The organism is Brevibacillus panacihumi, assembly GCF_003710985.1.
Taxonomy (GTDB): domain Bacteria; phylum Bacillota; class Bacilli; order Brevibacillales; family Brevibacillaceae; genus Brevibacillus; species Brevibacillus panacihumi.
This window is the reverse complement of sequence record NZ_RHHT01000046.1, coordinates 35,683-59,111: the sequence shown is the minus strand read 5'-3', so window position 1 is coordinate 59,111 and position 23,429 is coordinate 35,683. Positions and strand designations below refer to the sequence as shown.

General features: G+C 52.5%; 23 protein-coding genes and 2 riboswitches. Of the genes, 8 read left to right on the top strand and 15 right to left on the bottom strand.

All coding sequences use genetic code 11. The annotated features are described in order from the left end of the window. Nucleotides 1-12: 12 nt before the first annotated feature. Nucleotides 13-456: a type II 3-dehydroquinate dehydratase gene (aroQ, locus tag EDM58_RS19085; protein ID WP_122914731.1), complete on the bottom strand. Its 444-nt coding sequence runs from the start codon at nucleotides 454-456 to the stop codon at nucleotides 13-15. A 173-nt stretch (nucleotides 457-629) separates the two neighbouring features. Continuing rightward, a complete protein-coding gene (locus tag EDM58_RS19080; protein WP_122914730.1) occupies nucleotides 630-1,109 on the bottom strand; it encodes a YqhR family membrane protein in 480 nt (159 codons plus the stop codon). 138 nt (nucleotides 1,110-1,247) lie between these two features. Here EDM58_RS19080 and EDM58_RS19075 point away from each other — a divergent pair, with 138 nt between their 5' ends. Then, nucleotides 1,248-2,183, top strand: a complete 936-nt coding sequence (locus EDM58_RS19075; RefSeq protein ID WP_122914729.1) for a DUF1385 domain-containing protein — start codon at nucleotides 1,248-1,250, stop codon at nucleotides 2,181-2,183. 50 nt (nucleotides 2,184-2,233) lie between these two features. Then, nucleotides 2,234-2,599, top strand: coding sequence for a hypothetical protein (locus EDM58_RS19070; protein ID WP_122914728.1), 366 nt, complete (start codon nucleotides 2,234-2,236; stop codon nucleotides 2,597-2,599). A gap of 35 nt (nucleotides 2,600-2,634) precedes the next feature. Here the strand turns inward: EDM58_RS19070 and EDM58_RS19065 are convergent, their stop codons facing one another. The 3 genes from EDM58_RS19065 to EDM58_RS19055 form a co-directional block, all read right to left on the bottom strand. Further along, nucleotides 2,635-3,564 carry a patatin-like phospholipase family protein gene (locus EDM58_RS19065; RefSeq protein ID WP_122914727.1) on the bottom strand — a complete coding sequence of 310 codons (930 nt, stop codon included), beginning with the start codon at nucleotides 3,562-3,564 and terminating at the stop codon, nucleotides 2,635-2,637. Between the two features lie 130 nt (nucleotides 3,565-3,694). Beyond that, on the bottom strand, nucleotides 3,695-4,123 hold the full coding sequence (gene mntR / locus EDM58_RS19060; protein ID WP_122914726.1) for a transcriptional regulator MntR: 429 nt from the start codon (nucleotides 4,121-4,123) through the stop codon (nucleotides 3,695-3,697). 90 nt (nucleotides 4,124-4,213) lie between these two features. Next, entirely contained in the window at nucleotides 4,214-4,777 is a 564-nt protein-coding gene (locus EDM58_RS19055) for an NADPH-dependent FMN reductase (protein WP_122914725.1), read from the bottom strand. Between the two features lie 165 nt (nucleotides 4,778-4,942). Here EDM58_RS19055 and EDM58_RS19050 point away from each other — a divergent pair, with 165 nt between their 5' ends. Continuing rightward, nucleotides 4,943-5,956 (top strand): hypothetical protein, encoded by a 1,014-nt coding sequence (locus tag EDM58_RS19050; RefSeq protein ID WP_122914724.1) that lies wholly within the window; start codon nucleotides 4,943-4,945, stop codon nucleotides 5,954-5,956. 55 nt (nucleotides 5,957-6,011) lie between these two features. Here the strand turns inward: EDM58_RS19050 and EDM58_RS19045 are convergent, their stop codons facing one another. After that, the gene (locus tag EDM58_RS19045; RefSeq protein WP_122914723.1) at nucleotides 6,012-7,376 is read right to left on the bottom strand and encodes a PA domain-containing protein; all 1,365 of its coding nucleotides are present in this window, start codon (nucleotides 7,374-7,376) and stop codon (nucleotides 6,012-6,014) included. Nucleotides 7,377-7,695: 319 nt separating this feature from the next. Between EDM58_RS19045 and dat the strand changes: the two genes are divergently transcribed. After that, nucleotides 7,696-8,547, top strand: a complete 852-nt coding sequence (dat, locus tag EDM58_RS19040; protein ID WP_122914722.1) for a D-amino-acid transaminase — start codon at nucleotides 7,696-7,698, stop codon at nucleotides 8,545-8,547. A gap of 70 nt (nucleotides 8,548-8,617) precedes the next feature. On the opposite strand, the gene EDM58_RS19035 is transcribed toward dat, so the two are convergent. The 5 genes from EDM58_RS19035 to gcvT all read right to left on the bottom strand — a co-directional run bounded on the left by EDM58_RS19035 (nucleotide 8,618) and on the right by gcvT (nucleotide 14,646). Continuing rightward, complete coding sequence (locus EDM58_RS19035; protein WP_122914721.1) at nucleotides 8,618-9,448, bottom strand: lipoate--protein ligase family protein; 831 nt, start codon at nucleotides 9,446-9,448, stop codon at nucleotides 8,618-8,620. 58 nt (nucleotides 9,449-9,506) lie between these two features. Further along, on the bottom strand, nucleotides 9,507-10,586 hold the full coding sequence (locus EDM58_RS19030) for an undecaprenyldiphospho-muramoylpentapeptide beta-N-acetylglucosaminyltransferase (protein ID WP_122914720.1): 1,080 nt from the start codon (nucleotides 10,584-10,586) through the stop codon (nucleotides 9,507-9,509). A 103-nt stretch (nucleotides 10,587-10,689) separates the two neighbouring features. Continuing rightward, nucleotides 10,690-12,156, bottom strand: a complete 1,467-nt coding sequence (gcvPB, locus tag EDM58_RS19025) for an aminomethyl-transferring glycine dehydrogenase subunit GcvPB (protein ID WP_122914719.1) — start codon at nucleotides 12,154-12,156, stop codon at nucleotides 10,690-10,692. After that, nucleotides 12,149-13,501: an aminomethyl-transferring glycine dehydrogenase subunit GcvPA gene (gcvPA, locus tag EDM58_RS19020; protein ID WP_122914718.1), complete on the bottom strand. Its 1,353-nt coding sequence runs from the start codon at nucleotides 13,499-13,501 to the stop codon at nucleotides 12,149-12,151. The genes gcvPB and gcvPA overlap by 8 nt, the downstream gene beginning before the upstream one ends. 41 nt (nucleotides 13,502-13,542) lie before the next feature. Then, the gene (gene gcvT / locus EDM58_RS19015) at nucleotides 13,543-14,646 is read right to left on the bottom strand and encodes a glycine cleavage system aminomethyltransferase GcvT (RefSeq protein ID WP_122914717.1); all 1,104 of its coding nucleotides are present in this window, start codon (nucleotides 14,644-14,646) and stop codon (nucleotides 13,543-13,545) included. Between the two features lie 102 nt (nucleotides 14,647-14,748). After that, nucleotides 14,749-14,843: riboswitch (glycine riboswitch) on the bottom strand. Next, nucleotides 14,844-14,936, bottom strand: a riboswitch (glycine riboswitch). Between the two features lie 217 nt (nucleotides 14,937-15,153). On the opposite strand from gcvT, the gene EDM58_RS19010 reads away from it, so the two are divergent. From EDM58_RS19010 to EDM58_RS19000, 3 genes are all read left to right on the top strand, one after another. Further along, nucleotides 15,154-16,854, top strand: a complete 1,701-nt coding sequence (locus tag EDM58_RS19010; protein WP_122914716.1) for a DEAD/DEAH box helicase — start codon at nucleotides 15,154-15,156, stop codon at nucleotides 16,852-16,854. A gap of 33 nt (nucleotides 16,855-16,887) precedes the next feature. Then, entirely contained in the window at nucleotides 16,888-17,955 is a 1,068-nt protein-coding gene (locus tag EDM58_RS19005; RefSeq protein WP_122914715.1) for a YqhG family protein, read from the top strand. A 111-nt stretch (nucleotides 17,956-18,066) separates the two neighbouring features. Continuing rightward, nucleotides 18,067-18,930, top strand: coding sequence for a hypothetical protein (locus tag EDM58_RS19000; protein ID WP_122914714.1), 864 nt, complete (start codon nucleotides 18,067-18,069; stop codon nucleotides 18,928-18,930). A gap of 24 nt (nucleotides 18,931-18,954) precedes the next feature. Here the strand turns inward: EDM58_RS19000 and EDM58_RS18995 are convergent, their stop codons facing one another. The 4 genes from EDM58_RS18995 to EDM58_RS18980 all read right to left on the bottom strand — a co-directional run bounded on the left by EDM58_RS18995 (nucleotide 18,955) and on the right by EDM58_RS18980 (nucleotide 22,461). Then, nucleotides 18,955-19,206 carry a YkuS family protein gene (locus EDM58_RS18995; protein WP_122914713.1) on the bottom strand — a complete coding sequence of 84 codons (252 nt, stop codon included), beginning with the start codon at nucleotides 19,204-19,206 and terminating at the stop codon, nucleotides 18,955-18,957. Nucleotides 19,207-19,233: 27 nt separating this feature from the next. Next, the gene (locus EDM58_RS18990; protein WP_122914712.1) at nucleotides 19,234-19,395 is read right to left on the bottom strand and encodes a YqzE family protein; all 162 of its coding nucleotides are present in this window, start codon (nucleotides 19,393-19,395) and stop codon (nucleotides 19,234-19,236) included. Between the two features lie 126 nt (nucleotides 19,396-19,521). After that, complete coding sequence (locus EDM58_RS18985; protein ID WP_122914711.1) at nucleotides 19,522-21,387, bottom strand: stalk domain-containing protein; 1,866 nt, start codon at nucleotides 21,385-21,387, stop codon at nucleotides 19,522-19,524. Between the two features lie 117 nt (nucleotides 21,388-21,504). Continuing rightward, nucleotides 21,505-22,461, bottom strand: a complete 957-nt coding sequence (locus EDM58_RS18980; RefSeq protein WP_122914710.1) for a helix-turn-helix transcriptional regulator — start codon at nucleotides 22,459-22,461, stop codon at nucleotides 21,505-21,507. A gap of 141 nt (nucleotides 22,462-22,602) precedes the next feature. Here EDM58_RS18980 and modA point away from each other — a divergent pair, with 141 nt between their 5' ends. Continuing rightward, complete coding sequence (modA, locus tag EDM58_RS18975) at nucleotides 22,603-23,400, top strand: molybdate ABC transporter substrate-binding protein (RefSeq protein WP_246000877.1); 798 nt, start codon at nucleotides 22,603-22,605, stop codon at nucleotides 23,398-23,400. Nucleotides 23,401-23,429 lie beyond the last annotated feature (29 nt).

Sequence of the window (23,429 nt, the reverse complement as noted above, 5' to 3'; positions counted from 1 at the left end):
TTCTTTACCCACTCAGCTGTTTTTGAGTTTACGCACCAGCGCTTGCAGCGCCCATTCATAGCCGTCGGAGCCGAGACCCACGATCTGCCCGGACACGATCGGGGCAATGACGGAATGATGGCGAAATTCTTCGCGTGCATGGACGTTGGACATATGTATTTCAATCGTCGGCAGCGCAACGCTTGCCAGTGCATCCCGAATCGCATAGCTGTAGTGCGTAAACGCTCCGGGATTGATGATGATGCCGTCATGAACGCCCTTGGCCTGGTGAATCGCATCAATCAGAACGCCTTCATGGTTGGACTGCACATGCTCCAGTTGGCCGCCCAGCTCCTCTTCCATCATTTTTTTCAATCGGCCAACGATGTCCTCGAGCGTCTCACTGCCGTAAATCTCCGGCTCCCGCTTTCCCAACATATTCAGGTTGGGGCCATTCAATAACAGAACGGATGCCATGCCAGATAACCTCCTCCCTATTTTCGCTGATCAATCAAAAAGTTTTTATTAATGAAACATTTTAACATAAGCATTACAAACTTCAACAAAGGAACGACTTCTCCTGTTTTCTCTTTGCAAAGATTTTGACAAAGATGCACTCGAGATGGACTTCCTGCGTCCATCTGATGTTATTACTGATCGGAGCTCTCCAGGGTCAACGTCATTCCAATAAAAAGCCCGTAGGACAGAAACCATGCTGCTTCCGTACTTAACGTGGACAGCTCCCATTTTTCGAAGCGAAAGAAAAACCCGATGGCAGCTCCCACAACTGCTCCCAGGACCAAACCGCTCCACCAGTTCCGGGTCCTGAAGAATACCAGCCTATAGATGAAAGAAGCGACCAGTGTACCGGTAAACAGTACAAGAATGCCAAGAGCAGTTCCTGCAAACGTCTTTTCTCCTGCTATTCCCAAGAAGGGACGACCATAAGAAGCCAGACCGTAGGGAGTAAAGTTAAGAAAATGGATCACAAGACGGATGATCCCCCAGAAAACGGTCCCCCAAAAGGCTATCTCCAGGAATTTTTGCAATGTGATGCGATTTCTGGCTCGCTCACGTCCCTGCTCATGCAAGTTCTCCTTCTGTCTGATGCCTATTTTTACACGTTCCACCTGTCATCACCTCTGGGTTAGTATGCGCGATTTCCTCTTTTTTCACTACGGATATCCAGTTCCTGACACGGCCATCAACTGCTTGTGGATTCAAGGCCTTTTTTCCGGTAAAATGAAAAAGAAGGATGGTGATAGGAGTTGGCGCAGCAACAAGTACCTAACTATGGTGGCCAGGCTGTAATCGAAGGCGTCATGTTCGGCGGGAAAACAGTAACCGTGACAGCCGTACGTACAAAAAATCAAGATATCGAGTATTTCGAAGCACCCCGCACCGAATATACATGGATTAAGCCCTTGAAGAAGATACCCTTCCTTCGCGGATTGGTTGGCTTGATTGAAGCGAGTGCAAACGGAGCGAGACATTTGAATTTCGCTTCCGAACGCTATAGCATCGACTCCGGGGAAGAGGTAACCGAGTCCCCTTCCAAGTTGACGATGATCCTGGGTGTTGCGGTAGTAGGTGTGTTGACCTTCCTTTTCGGCAAATTTGTCTTCACTCTAGTGCCGGTGTTTCTAGCGGATTTCCTGCTGGGCAAATGGGTCCCGGACGGCGTCCCGCAAACCCTCGCAGAAGGAGGCTTCAAGATTCTCCTGCTGCTTGGCTATATTACCGCTATCGCACAGGCCCCCATTATCAAACGCCTGTTCCAGTACCATGGAGCGGAGCACAAAGTGATTAACGCTTTCGAGTCTGGGGTAGAATTAACGGTAGAGAATGTGCAGAAATTTTCCACCTTGCACTATCGTTGCGGCAGCAGCTTTTTGATTTTCAGCGTATTCGTCGGCGTGGTCATCTACTCGCTGTTCAGCTATGACAGTCTGACGGAGCGGGTCGTGCAACGGATCGTTCTTCTGCCATTGGTGATCGGTGTCTCCTACGAGGTTCTGCAGTGGACAAACAAACTGCGTGACACTCCTGTTCTGCGCTATTTGGGATATCCCGGTCTGTGGCTGCAAAAGATCACAACCCGCGAACCCGACGACCATCAGGTGGAGGTAGCCATCGCATCTTTCCAAAAAATGCGTGAGCTGGATCAAAAGCAAGGGCAGGAACGTTTGGTGACAATTGGTTAACGACTTGACTTCACGTGGGACAATATTGATTATCCTTTGAGGTGAGGCCTATGTTACGCCGAATACCACCCGTGATTCTGGTTATCGTAGTACTTGCGGTTTACGGCTTCTTGCTGACCTTGTTTACAGATCCGATAAACACATTGATCGTGTTGGGTTTATCTGTCTTGCTGTTTCTGATCGTGCGCAATTTTCTTCGGACGGGACGCTTTTTTTCCGGAAAGCTCTTTTCCCGATCGAATGCTTCCAGGAAGGCTCCCGTTCATAAGCCAAAGATCAACACCATGCGGCAGACGGGAAAAAAGCCGGCCCCCCAGCAAAAGAAAAACCACCCGTTTCGCGTCATTGACGGCAAGAAGGGAAAGTCTGGCGAAAAACAGTCGGAACAGGATTCCAAGGACAATTTCTTTCAATAAAAAACAGGTTGCCAAGTACATTGGCAGCCTGTTTTTTAGATTACCTGAGCGGGGGTGCTGTTGCGAAAGACCTGGATATAATTCTGGAAATTCCAATGATTCAGGAATTTCCGCGCGGACGCCTCTCCCGATAGAAGCAATTCTTTGCGCATCTCCGCTGAAAGCTGAAACTGGGTAGCGCGCACCCCCAAGGTATTGATAAAAATCGTGCGTACAGCATGCGCTTTTTCCACAAACAGACGATCATGGGCGTCCAGCATTGTCGTAAGCAGATTGCGCGTAAAGCTGAACAAACCCGTCACCTTCGTCTCTTCACTCCTCGTCTGCCTGTCGTGGAGGCGAAAGCCAATCGTCGGCCACTCCGGGACGCCGGGCACATCGAACAGCCAAACGGGATAATTGCTCAGCAAGCCGCCATCCACTATGTAATGGACCTTTCCCTCCCGCTTTAACCGAACCGGCTGAAAAAAGAACGGAATCGAGGAGGACATTCGAACTGCTCGCGCAATGGAAAAGTTTTCGGGCATCAGATCGTATTCCACCAGATCATCCGGCAGCACAAGCATCTTTCCCCGACTGATATCAGAAGCGATGATCCGCAGCTTGCCACCCGGCAGATCTCCGAAGGTGCGAACCCCCTTGCGGCGCAGCAGTTCCTCGATGAAAAGCTCGATTCTGTCTCCCCTGTACATTCCCTCATTCAGGACCAGATCGATCATGGGTCCAACGTAGGGCAAACGGCCAATCCCCGATTTTTTCAAGAAATACATATAGTCGAGTTCTTCAAAAATGGGTTTCAGTTCCCGGCTTGTATAGCCGGCACTAACCAGCGCTGCAACGATGGAGCCGGCAGAGGTGCCCGCCAGCTTCTCCCATGTGTATCCGTTCTGCTCCATGACCTGCAGTGCCCCTACAAAAGCGATCCCTTTAACCCCGCCGCCCTCAAATACTGCATCCGCCTTCATTTGGCCACCTCCTGTCGCCACTCTCTATATCCATATAGGGGGAAGGCTCATCTCATACGGCTTATGGATGGAAAACAGGGCTGGCCCTCACACAGGATCATCTGCACGTGGACCAGCCCTTCTTCTTCGCTTACTCTTCCTTTTGTTCGTCTTCTTGTCTGATTCGTTGCAATTCTTCCATTCGTGCCGGATCTGCCTGGAAGTATTGAACCAAATATTCGATACAAGTAATCGATTCCCAGCTCAAATGATGCTCGATTCCTTCTACGTCCTGGTAGATGTGGCTTTCATCCACCCCGATGATGCGCATAAATTCCTCAAGCAAGCTATGACGGTCTACCAGCCTCTTGCCGATCTTTTTTCCTTTTGGCGTGAGGACCAGACCACGATATTTTTCATAAATGAGATACTTGTCTTTGTCCAGCTTTTGAACCATCTTCGTGACCGAAGAGGGATGTACTTCCAACGCTTCAGCAATATCTGAGACTCGAGCATAGCCCTTTTCTTCGATTAAGCTGTAAATGCGTTCCAAATAGTCTTCCATGCTCGGCGTCGGCATGTGACCCCCTCATTTCCATACCGTATTTCAAAAAAGGCACGTAAAAATATCATACCTTGGAATGAGAATGATTTGCAAGAGGAACCTGCCCTACAGAAGCTGTTTTTCTTTATTGCCGTTCATGATTTGGACGTAATCTACCAATTGTTTTCCGAGGATTTCCAGCCGAGCCTGCAGGCCTTCATCCTTCAACTTCCCCTCTGGAGTAAAGGCATTGTAGGCAGACGGGATGGAAGGACTTGCAGGAAGAGGCCAAGCGTGCAAATTTCGCATGATTTGCTGCAGGGCGTTCACGGTATTGGTCGCACCCATGCTCCCTCCCGCAACACCTAGGAGAGCCACCTGCTTATCTTTGAGGTGACGTCCCTCCAGGAAATCAAGACTGTTTTTCAGCGCGCCTGTAAGTGATCCATGGTATTCTGGAGAGCCGATGACAAGTCCATCTGCACGGGTTACGGTTTCGATAAAACGAAGCACTGGCCCTGGATAGGTAGAAAGATCGCTGCGGCCGTCGTAGAGCGGCAGGGTCCAATCCGCCAAGTGGATCAATTGTGTTTCGGCTCCAGCCTTCTTGGCTGCCTCCAAGACGATGGATACGGCTTTTTTCGTGGTAGATTCAGGACGCATGCTGCCCGAAATACCGAGAATTTTCATTGCAATCACCTCGTTGGAATGGATCCTGTACCATATGTAATCAGGATACGCTGGTTGGTCTATTTTACAAACAAATATGTATGCTGCATATCTTTCATATCCGTGTTCTGAACGAGCCCTGCACCTACATACACTTGTACCAAGTTGGAAATAAGGATGATGCCTATGGACAAAAACGCTTGGCAGATCGCTGTATTTTTCGCAGGAGCTGCGCTCGGAGGGATGTACCTAGGCGGCTACGAATGGCTCCGTTTCTTTGCCTATTTTGGTTCTTGGGGGACATTCGGGCTGATAGGAAGCAGTATCGGGCTGGGGTGGTTCGGCTATCAAGTGCTCCTCACCTGTTACCGCCATGGCTTGCGTTCCCTGCATGATCTGTTTTCCCACTTTTTTGGAGAAGCCATCGCACCCAGTCTTTCGGCATTGACTCATTTTTTTCTTCTCACCTACGCTGGAGCGATCACAAGTCAATATGCAAGCACGCTTTCAAACGGTTTTACTGCCTGGTTTCTCATCCTTTTGCCTATTTTGATTGCCGCCGCTCTCGTTTTGGGAGGATGGCAACGGATTACCTCCGGGATGGCTATCTCTTTATCCGCCGGCTTTCTACTGTACGCCCTGATTTTCATGGATCAGCTCCATGTCCCGATCCCCTCGCTTGGTTATCAGCTTAACTTCTATTGGATGGTGCATGCTCTTTCTTTTCTGGGACTTCATTTTTTATTGTGTCTGGTGCTATGCCTGCCATTTACCAGCAGAGCAGCCAATGAACGCAGCATTCTTCTTGGCGTCAGAACCGGCTGCCTCTTGTTTTTCGCAGTCGCCCTGCTCGGGCATGCGATCCTGCTGGCTTATTGGCATGATGTGCACAGCTCGGCCGCTCCCACCATGCTGATCATCAGCCAACTGCTTCCTTCCGCGGGGTGGGGACATATCACGCTGTCCTTCCTTCATCTCGGCATCTGGATCGCAGCCCTTTTCTACTCCCTCGCTGCTCCAGTCGCACATCGGAATGATCTGCGGATGCAACCGATCATTCTCGTGATGATGGGAATCATGCTGGTATTTGGCGGACTGGCGCAGGCATTCCCCTGGAGCCTATCGATTCTTGCGTCGGGGGCTACCTATTGCGGTCTGCTCCTTCTCCTGCGCATGCTGTGGGTTCGGCAACGCCCCTAGAATCGGATCGAGAATTCCAAAAAGCGTCCTGCAATCTCGGACGCTTCTTTCCGGTTTATTGACTCTCTTCTCCATCGTCAGTGGATTTCCCTGCCGGTTGGGCGGCGCTCGTTTCTACGGGATACGCGCGGGTTTTCGGGTCTATCATTTCCCCTACCGCCTGCACCAGGAGATTGGCGGCTTTGACTAGCGGTTCGGTGTCAATCGTTCGAGGTGCTGCGGGCGGCGTGGCTCCGCTTGCGGCTGTTCGCGTCAATAGAGCCGTCGGAATTCCTGAATGTGCGAGGATTTTATCCGTTTGAGACAGTCCTGTTCTCTGCTCGAGAGACGGAGTGTACTGCGCTCCATTTTCCTGCGCTACCCGGATGGGAAGAAGTTTGCTGCCACTGCCTTCTCCCGGCGTGACCAGCAGATCGTTGCCCTTCCGGCTTCCGAGTCCATCGAGGACAAAGGCCGCGATAATTCTCTGCCTGTCTTTTGGCTCCAAATAATCGACGAAGGCTCGGGCTCCCTGATCCTGCGCGGTCGAAGCGCCAAAGCTGACGACATAGATATCCGTATCATGGGGATGTTCTGCGAGCAATCTGGCAGCCTCCAGCATGACAGCCGCTCCATACCCTGCATCATAGGCTTCGGGCGTTCCCTTTACCATGTCATGTCGCGCGCCCAGCAGAACAGCCTGATTCCGATTCGAGGTGGTAGCTGGCTTTTTGCCGAGGAACGAGTATGAGGTCTGCCGGAGCGTCAGAGCCCCTTCTACGCGTAGAGAGGCCTTTTGTTCACCGTTGCTGTGCATGCGCTTTCGCAACTGCTCGCCTTGGCTTTTTGAAATGCCCACGACCGGGATCGCCATATCGAGCGGCTCCCCCAGCGTTGCCGGAACGAACACATCCCGATCGTTTTGGATGAGGAGTGCGGCTGCTCCGGCAGCTGCTGCCTGCCTGACCTTCTCCCCGTACGTGATTCCGCCCCGCTCAACCAAGGCTATCTTGCCCCTGACATCCACACGCTGGTAGTCCTGGGCTGTCCCCAGCCCGCAGGCTACGATCGCGCCTTCTGCTTTCCCGTTCGGCGCGTAGGTGAAGCCCTGCAAGCTCCACTGCTGATCCGGCCACCCCTCGATATTCAGGGACTGCACTTCAGGCTTGCGATACGTATAGTACGTAAAAGGCAGCAACTCCGTCTCATAGCCGTAAGAGCGCAGTATGTTTTCTATGTACACCCCGGCTGCGAATTCCGTCTCGGTAGCAGGTGGTCCTGATAGGGCTGAGAGCTTTTCCACATGTCCCGCGAGAAGCTCCCCGTCGCCTGCCGCTGTCTGAATAGCATTGGCATCGGTCTGGGTTACGAACAGCAGAGGCAAAAACAGCAATCCGCTGACAATGGCGTTCTTCCATACGTACCCGTGTACATTCCGCATCCCGATCTCCCCTTCACCTGATTGTACGTTTCATTATGGGTGCAATAGACAAAACGCGTCTAGTCAGAATAGTTAGTCAAATACCATCATTCAGCGTCAGTGAACGACAGCTTTTCTCCCATTTTGGCTTCAATCGATTCTGGGTGTCTGTCGAATGCATATCTGACCAATTTTTCGGGTATGAAAAATCTTTATAGCCACCTGGTTTGAGTTGAAAAATGATTGATACTTGTTTCTTGATTTTAAAATTGATTCTGAGGTAGCGATTTGTTAAGGTTGAATCAATCAAGTGCAGGAACGATTAGAGGAGGATTCAACCATGCTATATGTAGATGGAAAATGGGTAGGGGCAGGCGAAGCGGCTGTCGATCCAGAAGATCGTGGCTATAACTTCGGAGACGGGGTTTACGAGGTAGTCCGCATTTATAAAGGGAAGCTTTTCCAGTGGGACGCTCATATCGAACGCATGGAGCGCAGCGCAAAGGAAATCCAAATGAAGATGCCATGGAGCGCTCAAGAGCTTCTGGATATTGCCAAGCAGCTGATGGAGAAAAACGGCATTACGGCTCAAGACGATGCCACTCTCTACATGCAGGTCTCGCGCGGCAATTCTCCCCGTGTCCACGATATCCCAGGAGACGTCAAGCCTGTTCTGATAGGCTTTGCCAGAAAAAAAGACCGCCCATTGGCCGATCATAAAAAAGGTTTGAAAGCAGCGCTGATCGAGGATATCCGCTGGCTGCGCTGTGACATCAAATCAATCAGCCTTCTCGGTGCGGTGATGGTCAAGCAATACGCCAAGGACACAGGCGCTCAGGATGCGATTCTGCATCGTGACGGAATTATTACGGAGTGCAGCGCCGCCAATCTGTTCGCAGTGAAAAATGGCGAGCTGTACACCCACCCTGCCAACAACCTGATTCTGAAGGGAATCACTCGCGATGTCGTGATCGAGCTGGCGACGAAAAACGGCCTGACCGTCCATGAAAAACCTTTTGACACAAAATTCTTGCTTCAAGCTGACGAGATTTTCCTGACCAGCACAACTGCCGAAGTCATGCCGGTCATCTCTGTTGACGGCCAAGCAATTGCCGACGGACTGGTCGGTTCTGTGACGCAAAAGCTCCAGACATTGTTTGAGCAGCATATCGAGGAAGCAGTCCTCGTCTAGGTTTGGCTAAAAAAGAAGAAGCTCTCCAGGCGCATCTGATCGCCAGGAGAGCTTTTTTGTACTACGATCCTTACCGACGGAGATTCCATTCCTCCGTCCCGTATCTCGTCTGTGCCAATTCCTTCGCCAAAGCTAGTTCTTCCTCGGTCAATTCCCCCGGGACCAGCTCCACATCCAGACCGGACGCAAAACCGCGTCCAAACGCATCAATGGCTTCCTGCAAACTGATCGCTCGGGGACTTACCTCGTTGATCGTCACCGCTTTTTGCCTAAAGCTCTCCATCATGCGCTGCTTGAGGCGATCCGAGGAGAAGTTCAGCAAAGAAAACAGCAGCTCCACATCCATATCGAGCAAGATGGAACCATGCTGCAGGATGACCCCTTTTTGTCTGGTTTGGGCGCTCCCTGCTACTTTTTTGCCTTCGACGACAAGCTCATACCAGGAGGGGGAATCGAAACATGCCGATGATCCGGGAGAAGAATATTTCTCTTTTTCCTCTTCGTTTGCCAGCGACACCATTTCCGCCTTCAATCCCAGGTTCTGAAAGCCGTGCAATAAGCCCATGCTGATGATTTTATAGGCTTCTGTCACACTGGACGGCATCTTGGGATGCTGCTCTGACACGATCACGCTGTAGGTAAGCTCCTTGTCGTGCAGAACCGCCCTTCCGCCTGTGGGACGGCGAACAAAACCGAGTCCATGCTTATGTACTTCCTCCAGATTGATCTCCTTGAGAGCTTTTTGAAAATAGCCAATCGACAACGTGGCCGGGTTCCATGTATAGAAGCGCACGGTAGGCGGAACCTTTCCTTCTGCGTGCAGCTGCAAAATTGCCTCGTCTACTGCCATATTCATCTCTGGTGACATGGCTTCCGTCACCAGATAGCGCCATTTTTCCATCTTGCCAGCCTCCCTCTACCGTTCATTGTACGCCTGATCGCAAAATGGCGGCAACCCCTCAAGTCTCTGCTTCGCCTGCCGCTTGCCGGATAACTTCCAGCAGTCGGGTCAAGCTATCCGCCTCTTGCGACTGGCGCATCCGCTCGCGATAGACCATTCGCTGCTCCCACAGCTTTGCCAACTCCTGATCAAAGCGCTCTCGGGTCATATCCTCTTCCAGCAATACCTGGCAGAATCCCTGCCGTTCAAACGACCGGGCGTTCAGGATCTGGTCTCCGCGGCTTGCCTTTTGGGACAAAGGGATGAGCAGCATCGGCTTGGCTAAGGCCAAAAACTCGAAGATCGCATTGGAGCCAGCCCGGGAAACCACCAAATCGGTCATCGCCAGGAGATCCGGCAACTCCTCTTTGACATAGGCGAACTGATTGTAGCCTTCCAGCTGCAGCGAGTCATCCACCTGTCCCTTGCCGCAAATATGAACGATCTGGAACCTCTTCAGCCTCTCGCTCAATCGATCGCGAATGGCCTCGTTTATCCTTTTTGCGCCCAAGCTTCCACCCATGATCAGCAAGACGGGCTTATCCGCAGTGAATCCGCAAAGGGATAGTCCCCGTTCTCTCTTGCCGCGCATCAGTTCATCTCGCACGATCGCTCCGACCCATTCCCCTTTTTTCGCAGGGAGGTGCTCAAGCGTTTCCGGAAAAGTCACACACACCTTCCGGGCGAACGGAACCGTCAGGCGATTCGCCAGCCCGGGCGTCAGATCGGATTCGTGGATGACGACCGGAATCCGATTCAGCCATCCGCCCATGACGACGGGAACAGAGACGAAGCCCCCCTTGGAGAAAATGACGTCCGGCTTCCAATGCGATAGAAAACGGGTCGCCTGCAAGACTCCTTTCGCCACCCGGAACGGATCCGTTGCATTTTTCCAGTCAAAGTAGCGACGCAGTTTGCCTGTCGATATTGCTTCGTACCTCACACCCCGCAGGTCCTGCGTCAATTCTCGCTCGATGCCATTCTCCGAGCCGATGTAGGCGACTTCCCACCCGGCCTCCAGAAAATGGGGGATGCAAGCGAGATTGACTGTCACATGTCCTGCCGACCCGCCTCCCGTAAAAGCAATGCGTCTTTTCATTGGGCCTTCGCCTCTCCCTTCCTGCTTTTTTCCTACCCCTCATCCTACCATGAAGAAGCCAAAAAAACCGCCCTGTTCAAAAGGCGGTTTTCGTCGGCCTGGCTTATTGTGCCTGATAGCGCAGGATCGGCTTTCTTGCTGCTGTAGCTTCGTCCAGTCGCTTGACCACTGTCGTATGGGGAGCTTCCTGAACGATTTCCGGATTTTCTTCACATTCGCGTGCGATCTGCAGCATCACGTCGATAAATTCGTCCAGCGTTTCTTTGGTCTCTGTCTCTGTCGGCTCGATCATCATGCACTCATCTACAATCAGCGGGAAGTAGATGGTTGGCGGATGGTAGCCAAAGTCCAGCAGGCGCTTGGCGATGTCGAGTGTGCGCACTCCCAGTTTCTTCTGGATGACACCAGACAAGACGAATTCGTGCTTGCAGACGCGGTCATAAGGCAATTGGTACGCCGTAGCAAGCCTGCGCATCATGTAGTTGGCATTGAGCACCGCATTTTGCGAGACCTGAAGCAACCCTTCCGGCCCCATCGTGCGGATGTAGCTGTAGGCGCGAACAAGGATGCCGAAATTGCCGTTGTACCCTTTTACGCGGCCGATGGATTGCGGGCGTTCGTTGTCCCAGTAGAACATGCCTGCTTCATTTTTCGCGACGATTGGCTTCGGCAGGAATGGCTCCAGAACTTTCTTCACGCCAACCGGTCCTGCACCTGGTCCACCGCCTCCGTGAGGCCCGGTAAAGGTTTTATGCAGGTTGAGGTGAACGACATCGAAGCCCATATCTCCAGGGCGTGCGATACCGAGGATGGCATTGGCGTTGGCTCCGTCGTAGTAGAGCAGACCGCCGGCATCATGGACGATCTGAGCCATTTCCACGATGTCCTCTTCAAACAGGCCCAGCGTATTCGGGTTGGTCAGCATCAAGGCTGCCGTATCGGATCCGACCGCATCCCGCAATGCCTGGATATCGACCAGACCGCGCTCATCAGAGGCAATCGTAACGGTCTCCAGCCCTGCTACCGCGGCAGATGCCGGATTGGTTCCGTGCGCCGAGTTGGGCACAATCACCTTCGTGCGGTGACCTTCGCCGCGGCTTTCGTGGTAGGCGCGGATCATCATCAGCCCTGTCCATTCGCCTGCAGCACCTGCCGCTGGTTGCAGAGTGACCGCGTCCATGCCGGTGATCTCAGCCAGTTCTTCCTGCAGATTGTACAAAAGCTCCAAAGCGCCTTGCACAGTCTCTTCCGGCTGATACGGATGCGTCTGGGCAAAGCCCGGATAACGCGCCACATCTTCGTTGATCTTCGGGTTGTATTTCATCGTGCAGGAGCCGAGCGGATAGAAGCCGTTGTCTACGCCGTGATTGCGGCGGGACAGTTCCGTATAGTGGCGCACCAGCTGCAATTCCGAAACCTCTGGCAGCTCCGCAGGGGTCTCACGGATCAAATGCTTGGGCAGAAGGCTGGCTACGTCTACCTCGGGCACATCCAGCTCCGGCAGATTGTATCCCACGCGGCCCGGCTTGCTCATTTCAAAAATCAGTGCTTTCTCCTGGTCGTTACGCACGAGTGATCGCCTCCAATTCCTGCACCAATGCATCGATTTCTTCTTTGGTTCTCAATTCGGTTACGGCCAGCAACATGTGATTCGCCAGCTCTGGATAGTCCAGTCCCAGATCGTAGCCGCCGATGATGCCCGCCTTCAGCAGTTCCCGGTTCACTTCGGCTACCGGTTTGGACAGTTTGACGGCAAATTCGTTGAACGAAGGGCCGTTATAGGCTACCTCAAATCCTTTTGCCTGCAATGCCTGCTTCGCATAGTGCGCTTTTTGCAGGTTGATCATCGCCATCTCCTGTACGCCTTGCTTGCCGAGCGCTGTCAGTGTAACCGCAGCGGCCAGCGCCAGGAGCGCCTGGTTGGAACAGATATTGGACGTCGCTTTTTCACGGCGAATATGCTGTTCACGTGCCTGCAGAGTGAGTACGAAGCCGCGCTTGCCGTTCTCGTCCTTGGTTTGGCCGACGATGCGGCCAGGCATTTTGCGCATCAGCTTGGTAGTCGTAGCAAAATAACCGCAATGCGGGCCGCCGAAGGATGCCGGAATCCCGAACGGCTGCATGTCGCCCACCACGATGTCCGCCCCCAGTTTGCCTGGAGCCTCGAGAACACCCAGCGACAGCGGATTGGAGGAAACGATCAGAAGGGAGCCATTGCCGTGCACAATCGGTTCAATGACACCCAGATCCTCTACAATGCCGAAGAAATTCGGGTATTGGACGATGACAGCAGCCGTTTTGTCGTCGATCAAGGCTTCCAGTGCGGATACATCGGTCACTCCCTGACTGTCGGCCCCTACTTCGACCAGCTCCACGCCCTGGCCATGCGCGTACGATTTCAGCACTGCCCGCGATTCCGGATGGACGGCACGGGAGACGATCACTTTTTTCTTGCCTGTATGGCCGGATGCCATCATCGCAGCTTCAGCCAGTGACGTAGCGCCGTCGTACATGGAGGAGTTGGCTACCTCCATCCCGGTCAGCTCGCACACCATCGTCTGGTATTCAAATATCGCCTGCAGCTCGCCTTGACTGATCTCTGGCTGATACGGCGTATAGGCGGTAAAAAATTCGCCGCGCAAAAGCATATGATTGACAGTGCTCGGGATGTAATGCTGGTATACCCCTGCACCAAGGAAGTTGACATGCGTGCTGAAATTGACGTTTTTGTTGGCCAGACCTGTGAAGTATTTCACCAGCTCCGGCTCGGAGAGTGCAGCTGGAATCTGGATCGGGCCTTTGGAGCGGACTTCTTCCGGTATATCGGAAAAAAGCTCCTCGACACTGGAGATGCCCAACGTCTCCAACATTTCGCGCTTATCCTGATCGGTTTGGGGCAAGTAGCGGTATTTCACGAGTGATGTCCTCCTTTAAATAGATGCTTATCGGGTATCCATCAGTTTTTTGGACGTTTGTAAAACGGGGTTGCCACAACTTGTGCCTTGAGGCGTTTTCCGCGAATTTCTACTTCCACCTCTGTACCCAAAGCTGTGTACTCACTTTTTACCAGCGCAAGACCCACGTTCTTTTTCAACGTCGGCGACTGCGTGCCGGTGGTCACTTCCCCGATCAGCTCTTCCCCGACATAGACTGGATAATGCGTGCGCGGGATGCCGCGGTCGATCATCTCGATGCCGATCAGTTTGCGGGCTGGACCGTTTTCTTTTTGTGCCTTCAATGCTTCCTGGCCGATAAACGGCGTTTCCTTGTCTACCTTGACCGCAAAGCCGATGCCTGCTTCGAGCGGCGAGATCGTCTGGCTCAGCTCTTGGCCGTAGAGCGGCAGCTTCGCTTCAAAGCGCAACGTGTCGCGAGCGCCCAAGCCGCATGGTACAAGTCCGTCCTCTTTTCCTGCTTCGAGCAGACGATCCCACAACTGCTCGGCAGATTCGGCGGGCAGATAGACTTCAAAGCCGTCCTCTCCGGTGTAGCCTGTGCGCGAGACTAATGTGGGGATGCCATCCACAAGTACATTGTCCTGGAAGCGGAAGAAGCCGATTTGGGACAGGTCTGTGTCTGTCAGCTTTTGCAAAATGGATTCAGCCAACGGCCCTTGAATGGCGATCTGCGCTGTTTGTGCGGAGATGTTTTCAATGACAACACCCTCGATCAGATGCTCGGTAAGCCAGGCGACGTCCTTTTCGATGTTGCCGGCATTGATCACAAGCAGGTAGTGGTCATCCGCATGCTTATACACAAGCAGATCATCGACCACTCCCCCGTCCGGGTAGCACAGCACGCTGTACTGCGCTTGCCCGACTGCAAGCTTGGACACATCATTGGTTGTTACATACTGGAGATAGGCGAGTGCATTTTCTCCTTTTACATCCACTTCTCCCATATGGGATACGTCAAACAAACCTGCCTTTGTCCGCACGGCTTCGTGCTCCTGGGTAATGCTTGAGAACTGCACGGGCAAATCCCAGCCGCCGAAGTCAATGGTCTTGGCCCCGTATTTGGCATAGCTGGCATAAAGCGGCGTTCGTTTCAATTCGGACATGAATGGCACCTCCGCAAGTTATACGTTCTTTCACTTCTTTGACAGAATGAAAAAAAGACAGAAAAGTAGAAATGGGATCACCAAAACAATGTCTGGGCCCATTTCTCCTCCTCTGTCCTTGGTACCTGAGAGTTACCTTGCTACTTGCCAGCAAGTTTCCCCTTTGGTGGCCCTTGATCGGGCACTCTCCAGAGATGCGTCCAGTAGAGGTTCTTTTGCCTGAGAGATTCACCGTGACCGGCTTGCTCCTTCGGCGCTGCTGTGAAGCAGTCTCTCCCTGCTACTATCATTCGCGTTGGATACTTGGTCATACATAAGATTTTCATATCATTCCATACTAAAGGATGAACTTCATCTTTATCCTACCATGAGAGTCGCCACTTGAAAATATCAAATAAGCGTCTGCCTCTAAAAAACTGAACAAAATTTTTAACAAAGCCATAAATGTTCATTTTTTATTCAGATAAAAAGAATGATATGGCAGAACGATAGTAAGGAGCAACCAATATGCCGAATGTTCCATTTTCATTCGATACTTCCTGGATCGAACCGCTGACCACTCGCATGCAGGACGACGGGCCCTGGGACAAATGGGAGCTGTTCAAGCTGGCTTTGGAAGCGGAGGAAGCGATGGCTGTCCGGGATTTCGACCAGCTGCAGTGCCTCAAGTACTTGCCTGGTCTGACACCCTATCCCCATCAGTTGGATACAGCAGAACGTGTCCTCAATGAAATGCGGGGCCGTGCCATTCTCGCAGATGAGGTCGGTTTGGGCAAAACGATTGAGGCTGGCTTGATTATGAAGGAGTACATGGTGCGCGGTTTGGCAAAAAAAATTCTCATCCTGGTGCCCGCCTCGCTGGTAATCCAATGGACGAAGGAATTGAACCAGAAGTTCGGGATTCCCGCTGTCGCGCAAAAAAAAGAGTACATGTGGCGCCAGCATGACGTCGTCGTCGCATCCATCGATACGGCCAAGCGCGACCCGCACAGACGCCACGTGCTGGATATCGAATACGATATGTTGATTATCGATGAAGCCCACAAGCTGAAAAACAAGCGCACGCGCAACTATCAATTCGTCAAAGAGATTCACAAAAAATACTGCCTGCTTTTGACAGCTACACCGATCCAGAATGAAATGGACGAGCTGTACAATCTGATCAACCTGTTAAAGCCGGGACATCTCGGTCATGCGACTTCCTTTTCCTCCAATTATGTCGAGGGAAAACGCCAGGCCAAAAACAACGAACAGCTCCGCGGGGAAATTGAAAAAGTCATGATTCGCAACAAACGCAGCGACGGCGGCGTCCATTTTACCAGCCGACGCGTCCAATCCGTCCCCATCGAGCTGTCAAAAGAAGAGCTGGACCTCTACCAAGGCGTCACCCGCTTCGTCCGCGACCAGTATTACACCGGTTCCGGCGGATTCAACTCGCTCGCCTTGATCACCCTGCAGCGCGAGGTATGCTCCAGCAAGGAAGCTGCGTTTATGACGCTGTACAACATGCATCAGCGCCTCCCGGAAGGCTCGGAGCTGCGCGAACAAATCCTGGAGCTTGTCGAGCTGATCAAGCGCATCGAGACTCATTCAAAGGCGGCCAAGACGGTAGAGCTGATTCAAAGCATCAATGACAAGGTCATTATTTTTACCGAGTATCGGGCGACCCAAAATTACCTGCAAAAATATCTGCATGATCACGGAATTACCTCTGTTCCGTTTCGCGGCGGCTTTAAGCGCAGCAAGAAGGACTGGATGACCGATCTCTTTCAGAATCGCGCCCAGGTGCTGATCGCGACGGAAGCTGGCGGTGAAGGAATCAACCTGCAATTTTGCAATCAGGTAATCAACTATGATATGCCCTGGAACCCTATGCGCGTCGAACAGCGGATCGGCCGTGTCCATCGCTTGGGGCAACAGCGGGATGTTCATATCTACAACCTCTCTACCGTTGGCACAATCGAAGAACATATCTTGAATCTGCTGTATGAAAAAATTGATCTGTTCGAGATGGTAATCGGCGAGCTGGATGACATCGTAGAACGACTCAGCCTCACCCAAACCCTGGAAGAAAATCTGGTGCAAATCATCATGGATTCGCGCAGTCCCGGTGAAATGGCCGTAAAGCTGGATAATATGGGCCAAGCCATTCGCGCCATCCGTTCTGCCAAGCCATCTCGCACGCTTGCCGAGGCAGCGGAACAATAAAGAACGAAATCGTACAAGGAGGAAGGATGCGCTATGCAGCAAGATCAGGTCAGGCAGTATGTGGAGCGTTATCTCGCTTCCTTTTCCAGCCATATCGTGGAAGCGCATCCCGACTACCTCACAGTCAAGCTGCCTGTGGAGGTCGACAAAGACATCGGCAACCGTCCTTTTTACTGGAGCTGGGTAGAGAAGATGAATCTGGCGTACCAGCCTCTCATCCTGACCTTTGCCTTTCATCCGGAAGCGAGTCCTGAGGGCCAAAGGGCGGAGTACCTGCATCTGGGAGCTGGGCGGATGCAGCAAATCTTCGACTCCACCAAAAAGCATGGCCAATTTGTGTGTATGTATGAGCAGGTCCCCCGGGAGGGACTTTTGTCTTCTTCGGGCAGAAGGCGATCGATGCCGCTCGTCCCCTGGCTTGGTCTCAACCTGAAGGTCTCGCTTCTCTGCGACAAAAAAAGAGATATTCTCCTTTACATGGGGGTCAATCTGCACGAGCCGCGGATCGTGCATGACTTTCCTTCTGTCCTGTATCGCCTTCCGCTGTCCCCCGCCATCCCGGACTACTGTTTCACGCTGGAGCGGCGGATCGCCATCCCGCAAGCTGCCCAGCTCGTCCAGCAGGAGGTGGCGAGGATGCTGGAAAAAGAAGATCAGACTTGGGCGCAGGAGGCCCGGACCCGTCTGGAAGAAGAAAGAGCCATCCTTCAAGCGTATTATGAAGAATTGGCGCTGCGTGAAAAGGAGCCGGAGGATCAACCGGAAGAGTCATCTGCCGACCACCCTGAACCCGAAGATGCGCTTCCCGAGGAACCGGAGATCATGAATCAAACTGTCGAAGTACCCGCGCAAACGGCATCTCTTGACGAATACCGCAGCAGCGGGGGACGAATCCTCGACTTTTTACGTGCTAATGGCATACCGGTCACCCCGCGCGAACAGATCGACCAGACCGAGTGGCGCAAAAGCACACCGTCTGAGGAACGCCAGCGCCGTATGGAGGAGCTCTCCTGGCAGTATGAGCCGCGCATTGAGATCAAGCTGATCAACGCCGGATTGTTTTACCTCCACTCCACGCCGCAAACGAGGCGAATCCTGTAAAACATCAACGAGAAAATGTGAGGGACAAAAGACAAGTTGCAACAAATCTTTTGTCCCTATCTGGTTACAATAGGAAAAGAAAAGCCTTTTGCAAAAGGTGGTGTTATCCTGATGGCCAGACGAATCGCTGCGATTTTCCTTGCCTGGTTGGTTATTCTGCAGATGGTCCATCCTCCTGCTGCGCACGGTGAATCCAATTGGGACGCACAGTTCCAAGCGCGGATCCAGGAGTGGATGAATGCGATAGCCGAGCGCGACCCTCAATTTACACAGTGGCGGAATGCACGTACAGAGGTGCAGACATTAGGCGCCAATCAGCATCAATGGCTCGTCAGCATCAAGCAGTCTGACCAGCAAGTCGGCTATATGGTCGTCGGCGAAACCCCCGATCCGGCACAGCAGCCCCAATTCGTGCTGTTGGAATACGGGGTCGGAGATTATATCCTGTTCGATGATGCGTTCGCACCCCGAGAGGTTGCCGCAGAGCCGGTATACGACGGTTTTGCGTCGCACTGGCTGATTGCCGAGAATTCGTCTTCTGCCCCCCAGATGGTCAATGCCAAAACGGGGGAAGTGTATCCTTCCGCCTTTCATGCCAATGAGCCGGTGATGGGAAAGCTGTCACCTGATTCCGTCGTTCACGAGGGAGGGCGATTGACACAGACCCGCATTTTGAAGACTGAAGCACAAAACCCCTTCGACCAGATTGGCTGGATACACCAGCTTTATGCCAACAAACGCATTTCCTGGGGACAGCTGTGGCAGCAAAGTGCTGACCACCCCCGCGTCACCTATACCGTCCCTTTGTATCATGAGCAGGTGCTCGCCCCCTATGTCGTCGCATCCCTGCATCTGTGGAATGACCAAAGCCCCTATGTCGGTGTCTGGGATGAAGGATTGCGGTTTGTCCCTTTCGCCTACGCGGAACAAATCGGCCAATTTTACCTGAATGAAACAAGCTCTCCAGCCGAATAATCGGTTTGGAGAGCTTGTTTTCATTTAGTGATGCTCGGTTTGGGACAGTCTTTGGTGAACAGCATGGAATACCTCTTGGGCTGTCATGCCTTCTGCGTTGATGACAGGAGCCCCGGTGGCGATGTTTGCCATCCCCATCATGTTGTCATCCTGTCCGGTGATCACGACAGCATCCACTTCCTGCTGCCAGTTTCCGAGCTGCACTACCTCATACCCATTGTCACGCAGCATTTGACTGATTGGGGTCAGCGATTGCTCCACAGCTACTCTCGCCATACGATCCCTCCGCCCGTTCTTGTAGTATTATTTACGCAGCAAAAGCTTGATGGACATGGGGATTGCCCCAAACCAGCGCGACGACCAGGATTCCCGCGGACGCTTGTTTTGCTTCCGCTCTTCCTTGGGCGTCTCCACGTATTGGACGAACAATCGGGTCAGGTACTTCAAGTACTCCTGAAAGGACATGGCGCGTCCCTCCTTTACCTTTCGGGTCCCGCCCCGAAACACAACAGGCAAGGCCCTCTCCCCTATTTTGTCCCGGTTCCGCCGCTTTCAATCCCGCGACAGGATTTCCCCCTGCCCGAATTGTCTTTACAAGGTTTTGGCTTTGCTGATCGGTGACGGTTTGGCGATTTTGACTGTTTTTTGCTCCGCGTCATAATAGACGTCAAATCCGAGAGCATCTTCAAACAAGGAGAGCGGCACCATGGCCCGCTTTTTGATTTCCAGAAGCGGAACACCGAGATCAAGGGGCTTGCCGTCAACCTCTGCGATCCGATCCTTCTCCGGAATCTCTACAGCCCGCCCGTTTGCCTGAAGATGGATGCGCTTCTCTTTTTCATTCCACTCGATCTTCACTCCGAGCTGTTCACCTACGTCCCTCAGCGGAATGTAGACTGTACCATCCTTGAGCCTTGCGGGAATCGGCGGATAGTAGCTCATGCCATTGAGAACTGTCGTGATGTATGGTTCGAAGCGCACTGGAAGAAACGGCTTGTCATTGGTTTGGTTGACGTTGGGGACAAAATAGCTGGCTTCGCCCTGCAAGGCCTGTCCCAGCGCCTGATCCAGATGTTCGGCGCCGATGACGCTGCCGTGATAATTTTGTTGGACGCGTTTCAGGAAATTTTTGTACGCATCGTCCCCGATCTCGCGGCGCAGATTCTCAAACAGCAGCGCGCCTTTGGAATACCAGGTCCAATGAAACTCTTCCTCCGTCGCAAATTGCTGCAATGACTTGCTCAACCTACCGTTCGGGTATTTCACCCGCAGTTTCTGCAGGTCGCGCTCGTACTCCGCCAGAAGCGAAGAAGAAGACTGTGAACCGTATCTGCCTTGCAGGTAGTAGGAGACGCTGATCTCCACCAAGCCCTCATCCACCCAGCCGTGTACGGACTCCAGCGTCGCTACGCTGTTGTACCACCACATATGGGCCACTTCATGAGGCAGCCAGTGATCGATCAGATTGCGTTGATGCATGTCCCGCTTGAAAATCGCCATATTGGCGTACTCCATCGCATAGGTCGTGCCCGTACTCGTCTCGGCAATCGCGGCGTGTGGATAGGGCAACGGCCCAAACCATTCGGTATAGGTAGGAAAAACGGACTCTGCTATGCTTTTGATCCGCTCAATATTGCCCTTGTCCACCGAAGCGATGTCAACCTGCAATCCTGATTCAAGCGTAATCGTTTCGATTTGGTATAAAGGACTGCCCACCAGCGCGAAATTAAGCAATTTTTGCCCTTGATAGCGGACTTTCTGCCGATTGTTGCCTGCATCTTCTGCCGTTCCCCGGCCCCAAGAGCTGACCCATTGATACCCTTTCGGTGAAATAAAGGAGACATCGTAATCGGCGTAATGGTAGACAAAAGGGTCCCCGTAATTGATCCGCAGCGGCGGCTCATACCATTGTCCCTGCTGATTCTGCGCTCCAAGCATCGGATACCAGGTCGTCAAGGTCCAAATATCATCCTTGACCCCGTATCTGGTTCCTCTGCGCGGCACCGGATGCTCGAATTCCACCTCGATTTTGCCCCGCTCCACATCGCCGAACGGGTTGCTCAGCTTGATCTGGGAAAGCCCTCGTTCGAACGGAAGGGACTTGTCCTGATAGCGGACTGCCTTCACACTCATCTTGTTCCAAAGATAATCGTACACGTACAAGAGCAAGCTCTCACTGCGCGGATTGTCAAATTCGATGCTCATCTTCCCCGTTATTTTCGCATCGCTCGGATGCAATTCCGCCTCAATCGTATAGTGCGGATGCAGGTTCTTTACATAGGAAGGAAGCGGCGGATCATAAGAAAAGGGATCGACTCCCGCATCCTGTGGTGCTGCAGTTTGCTCGCTAGTGAAAAAAGCGACCAGGCTCGGCCAGTACAGAACGACTCCTATCGAGCTAAACATAGTAAAAATAGTGAGGCACACCAGCAAGCTGGTTTTATGTATCGATTTCATAACAGCCTCCAGACGCTCGGCTGCAAGCGTTCATTATTCTTCCAAAACGGTCACGACCATTTTGTTCATTGTAGCAAATCTTTGTCAAATTGAGTAGAAATATGGCATATTCTTCATTTATGGCGTCTCGTACATGACCTCTCCTGTATGCGTGAGGTCATAACCGCCGATGGCTTCCAGCGCCTGGCGAAAGGAAGTCGATGACAGGATCTCCCTGATTTTGCGGATCAGCATTTCATTTTCCTTCTTTTTCATAATGACCAGGTCGTACCGCTCTCGAATCAAAGGGATAAAATCAACACCAACCATCAATGAGGCCTTTTCGATTCCGACCCCTACATCAGCCTCCAGACGCGCTACTGCCCCCGCGACGGCAAGGTGATTCTTCTCTTCCCTATCATAGCCCACAATTTCTCGACCTGTGATGCTATGCTGACGAAGCTTCTCTTCGATCAACGTTCTGGCTCCTGATCCTTTTTCGCGGTTGACCATGATGATCCCGGGCTTTTTCAAATCCTCCCAGCTGCCAAGCTTCCGAGGGTTTCCTTTTTGCACATAGAACCCTGCCCAGCGCGCAACCAGGTTGACCATCAAATAGGAATGACCTGAAAGTAAACGGCGAACGTACGGCACATTGTATTCCTCGGTATCGCCGTCGTACAGATGCGTGCTGACGACATCCGCTTCACCTCGGTACATCGCGATCAAACTGTTGATGCTGCCGACATAGGAACGCAGGGCGCGAAATGAATCCTCCTGCTTTTCCAGCTCATTCGCCAACAGGTCCAAGCTAATGTCTTGTCCGCTGATAATGATGTTTCTTGTCGTAGCGGGCGGCTGCTCCTGCGGTACGGAATGCGCCATGTAGGAAACTGGCGGTGCAGCTGGCTGCCTGCTGTACGCTCCCTTCGCCCGCGCTTTATAAGATTCCAGGTCGGCCGCATCGACACGCATCTGCCTGCCTACCCGATAGGCAGGCAGCTCGCCTTTTTTGATCAAGTCGTAGACAGTCAGTTTCGAAATGCGCAGCAGATTGGCGATTTCTTCTGTCGTATAAGATTTGTCTTGCGTCATATCCGGCCTCCGTTCTTGCTTTCTTCTATTCTCGTCCAAGGAAGAAAAATTCGCAATTGATTTTTGGATATGGAATCTTTAAACTAACTATAACCAATTATAACTAAATATAATTAAATATCACATTCGGAGGGAAATGATGTGAAAAAAATCAGCCTGATCCTGACAGCGGCCATCCTGTTCATCTTGGCTTCCTGCTCAGGTCCAACATCACCGAACGCGACGGCGGACAAGCCCCAAGCCGAGAACGAATCCGTCGAGCTGATGGTGCTGGCGGCAGCCAGTTTGACAGATGCTCTCAACTCGTTGAAAAGCTCCTATGAGGAAAAACATCCCGGGGTCAAGCTTACATACAGCTTTGGCAGTTCTGGCAAGCTGGCCCAGCAGATTGAGCAGGGAGCTCCGGCTGATCTGTTTCTCTCAGCCAGCCAAGCAGACATGGACAAACTGGCCGAAAAGCAGTTGATTGTGCCAGAAACGCGCGTCGATTTTTCGGGCAATTCGCTCGTATTGGTCACCGCAAAAGAGAACGGTGCAGCGATTTCTTCCTTCGAGGAGCTGACAGACTCATCCCTGCAGCATATCGCTGTCGGAGCGCCTGAATCCGTACCGGCCGGACGCTATACCAAAGAGGTTCTGGACAACCTCAAGCTGTGGGACAGCCTGTCTGACCGCCTCGTATTTGGCAGTGACGTACGGCAGGTCTTGACGTTCGTCGAGGCCGGCAATGCCGAGGTCGGCGTCGTCTACTCCAGTGATGCAGCTACGTCCGAGAAGGTGAAAGTGCTCGCCGAAGCGAAAGAAGATTTGCACAAACCGATTGTCTATCCAGGTGCAGTCGTTCGTGACTCTGCTCACGCCGAGGCTGCGAAGCAATTCCTCTCGTACCTGACGAGCGAGGCGGGTAAGAACGCCCTGCAGGAGTATGGTTTTCGCTAAAAGAAAACATGAATTCGGAAAGGTGGAAC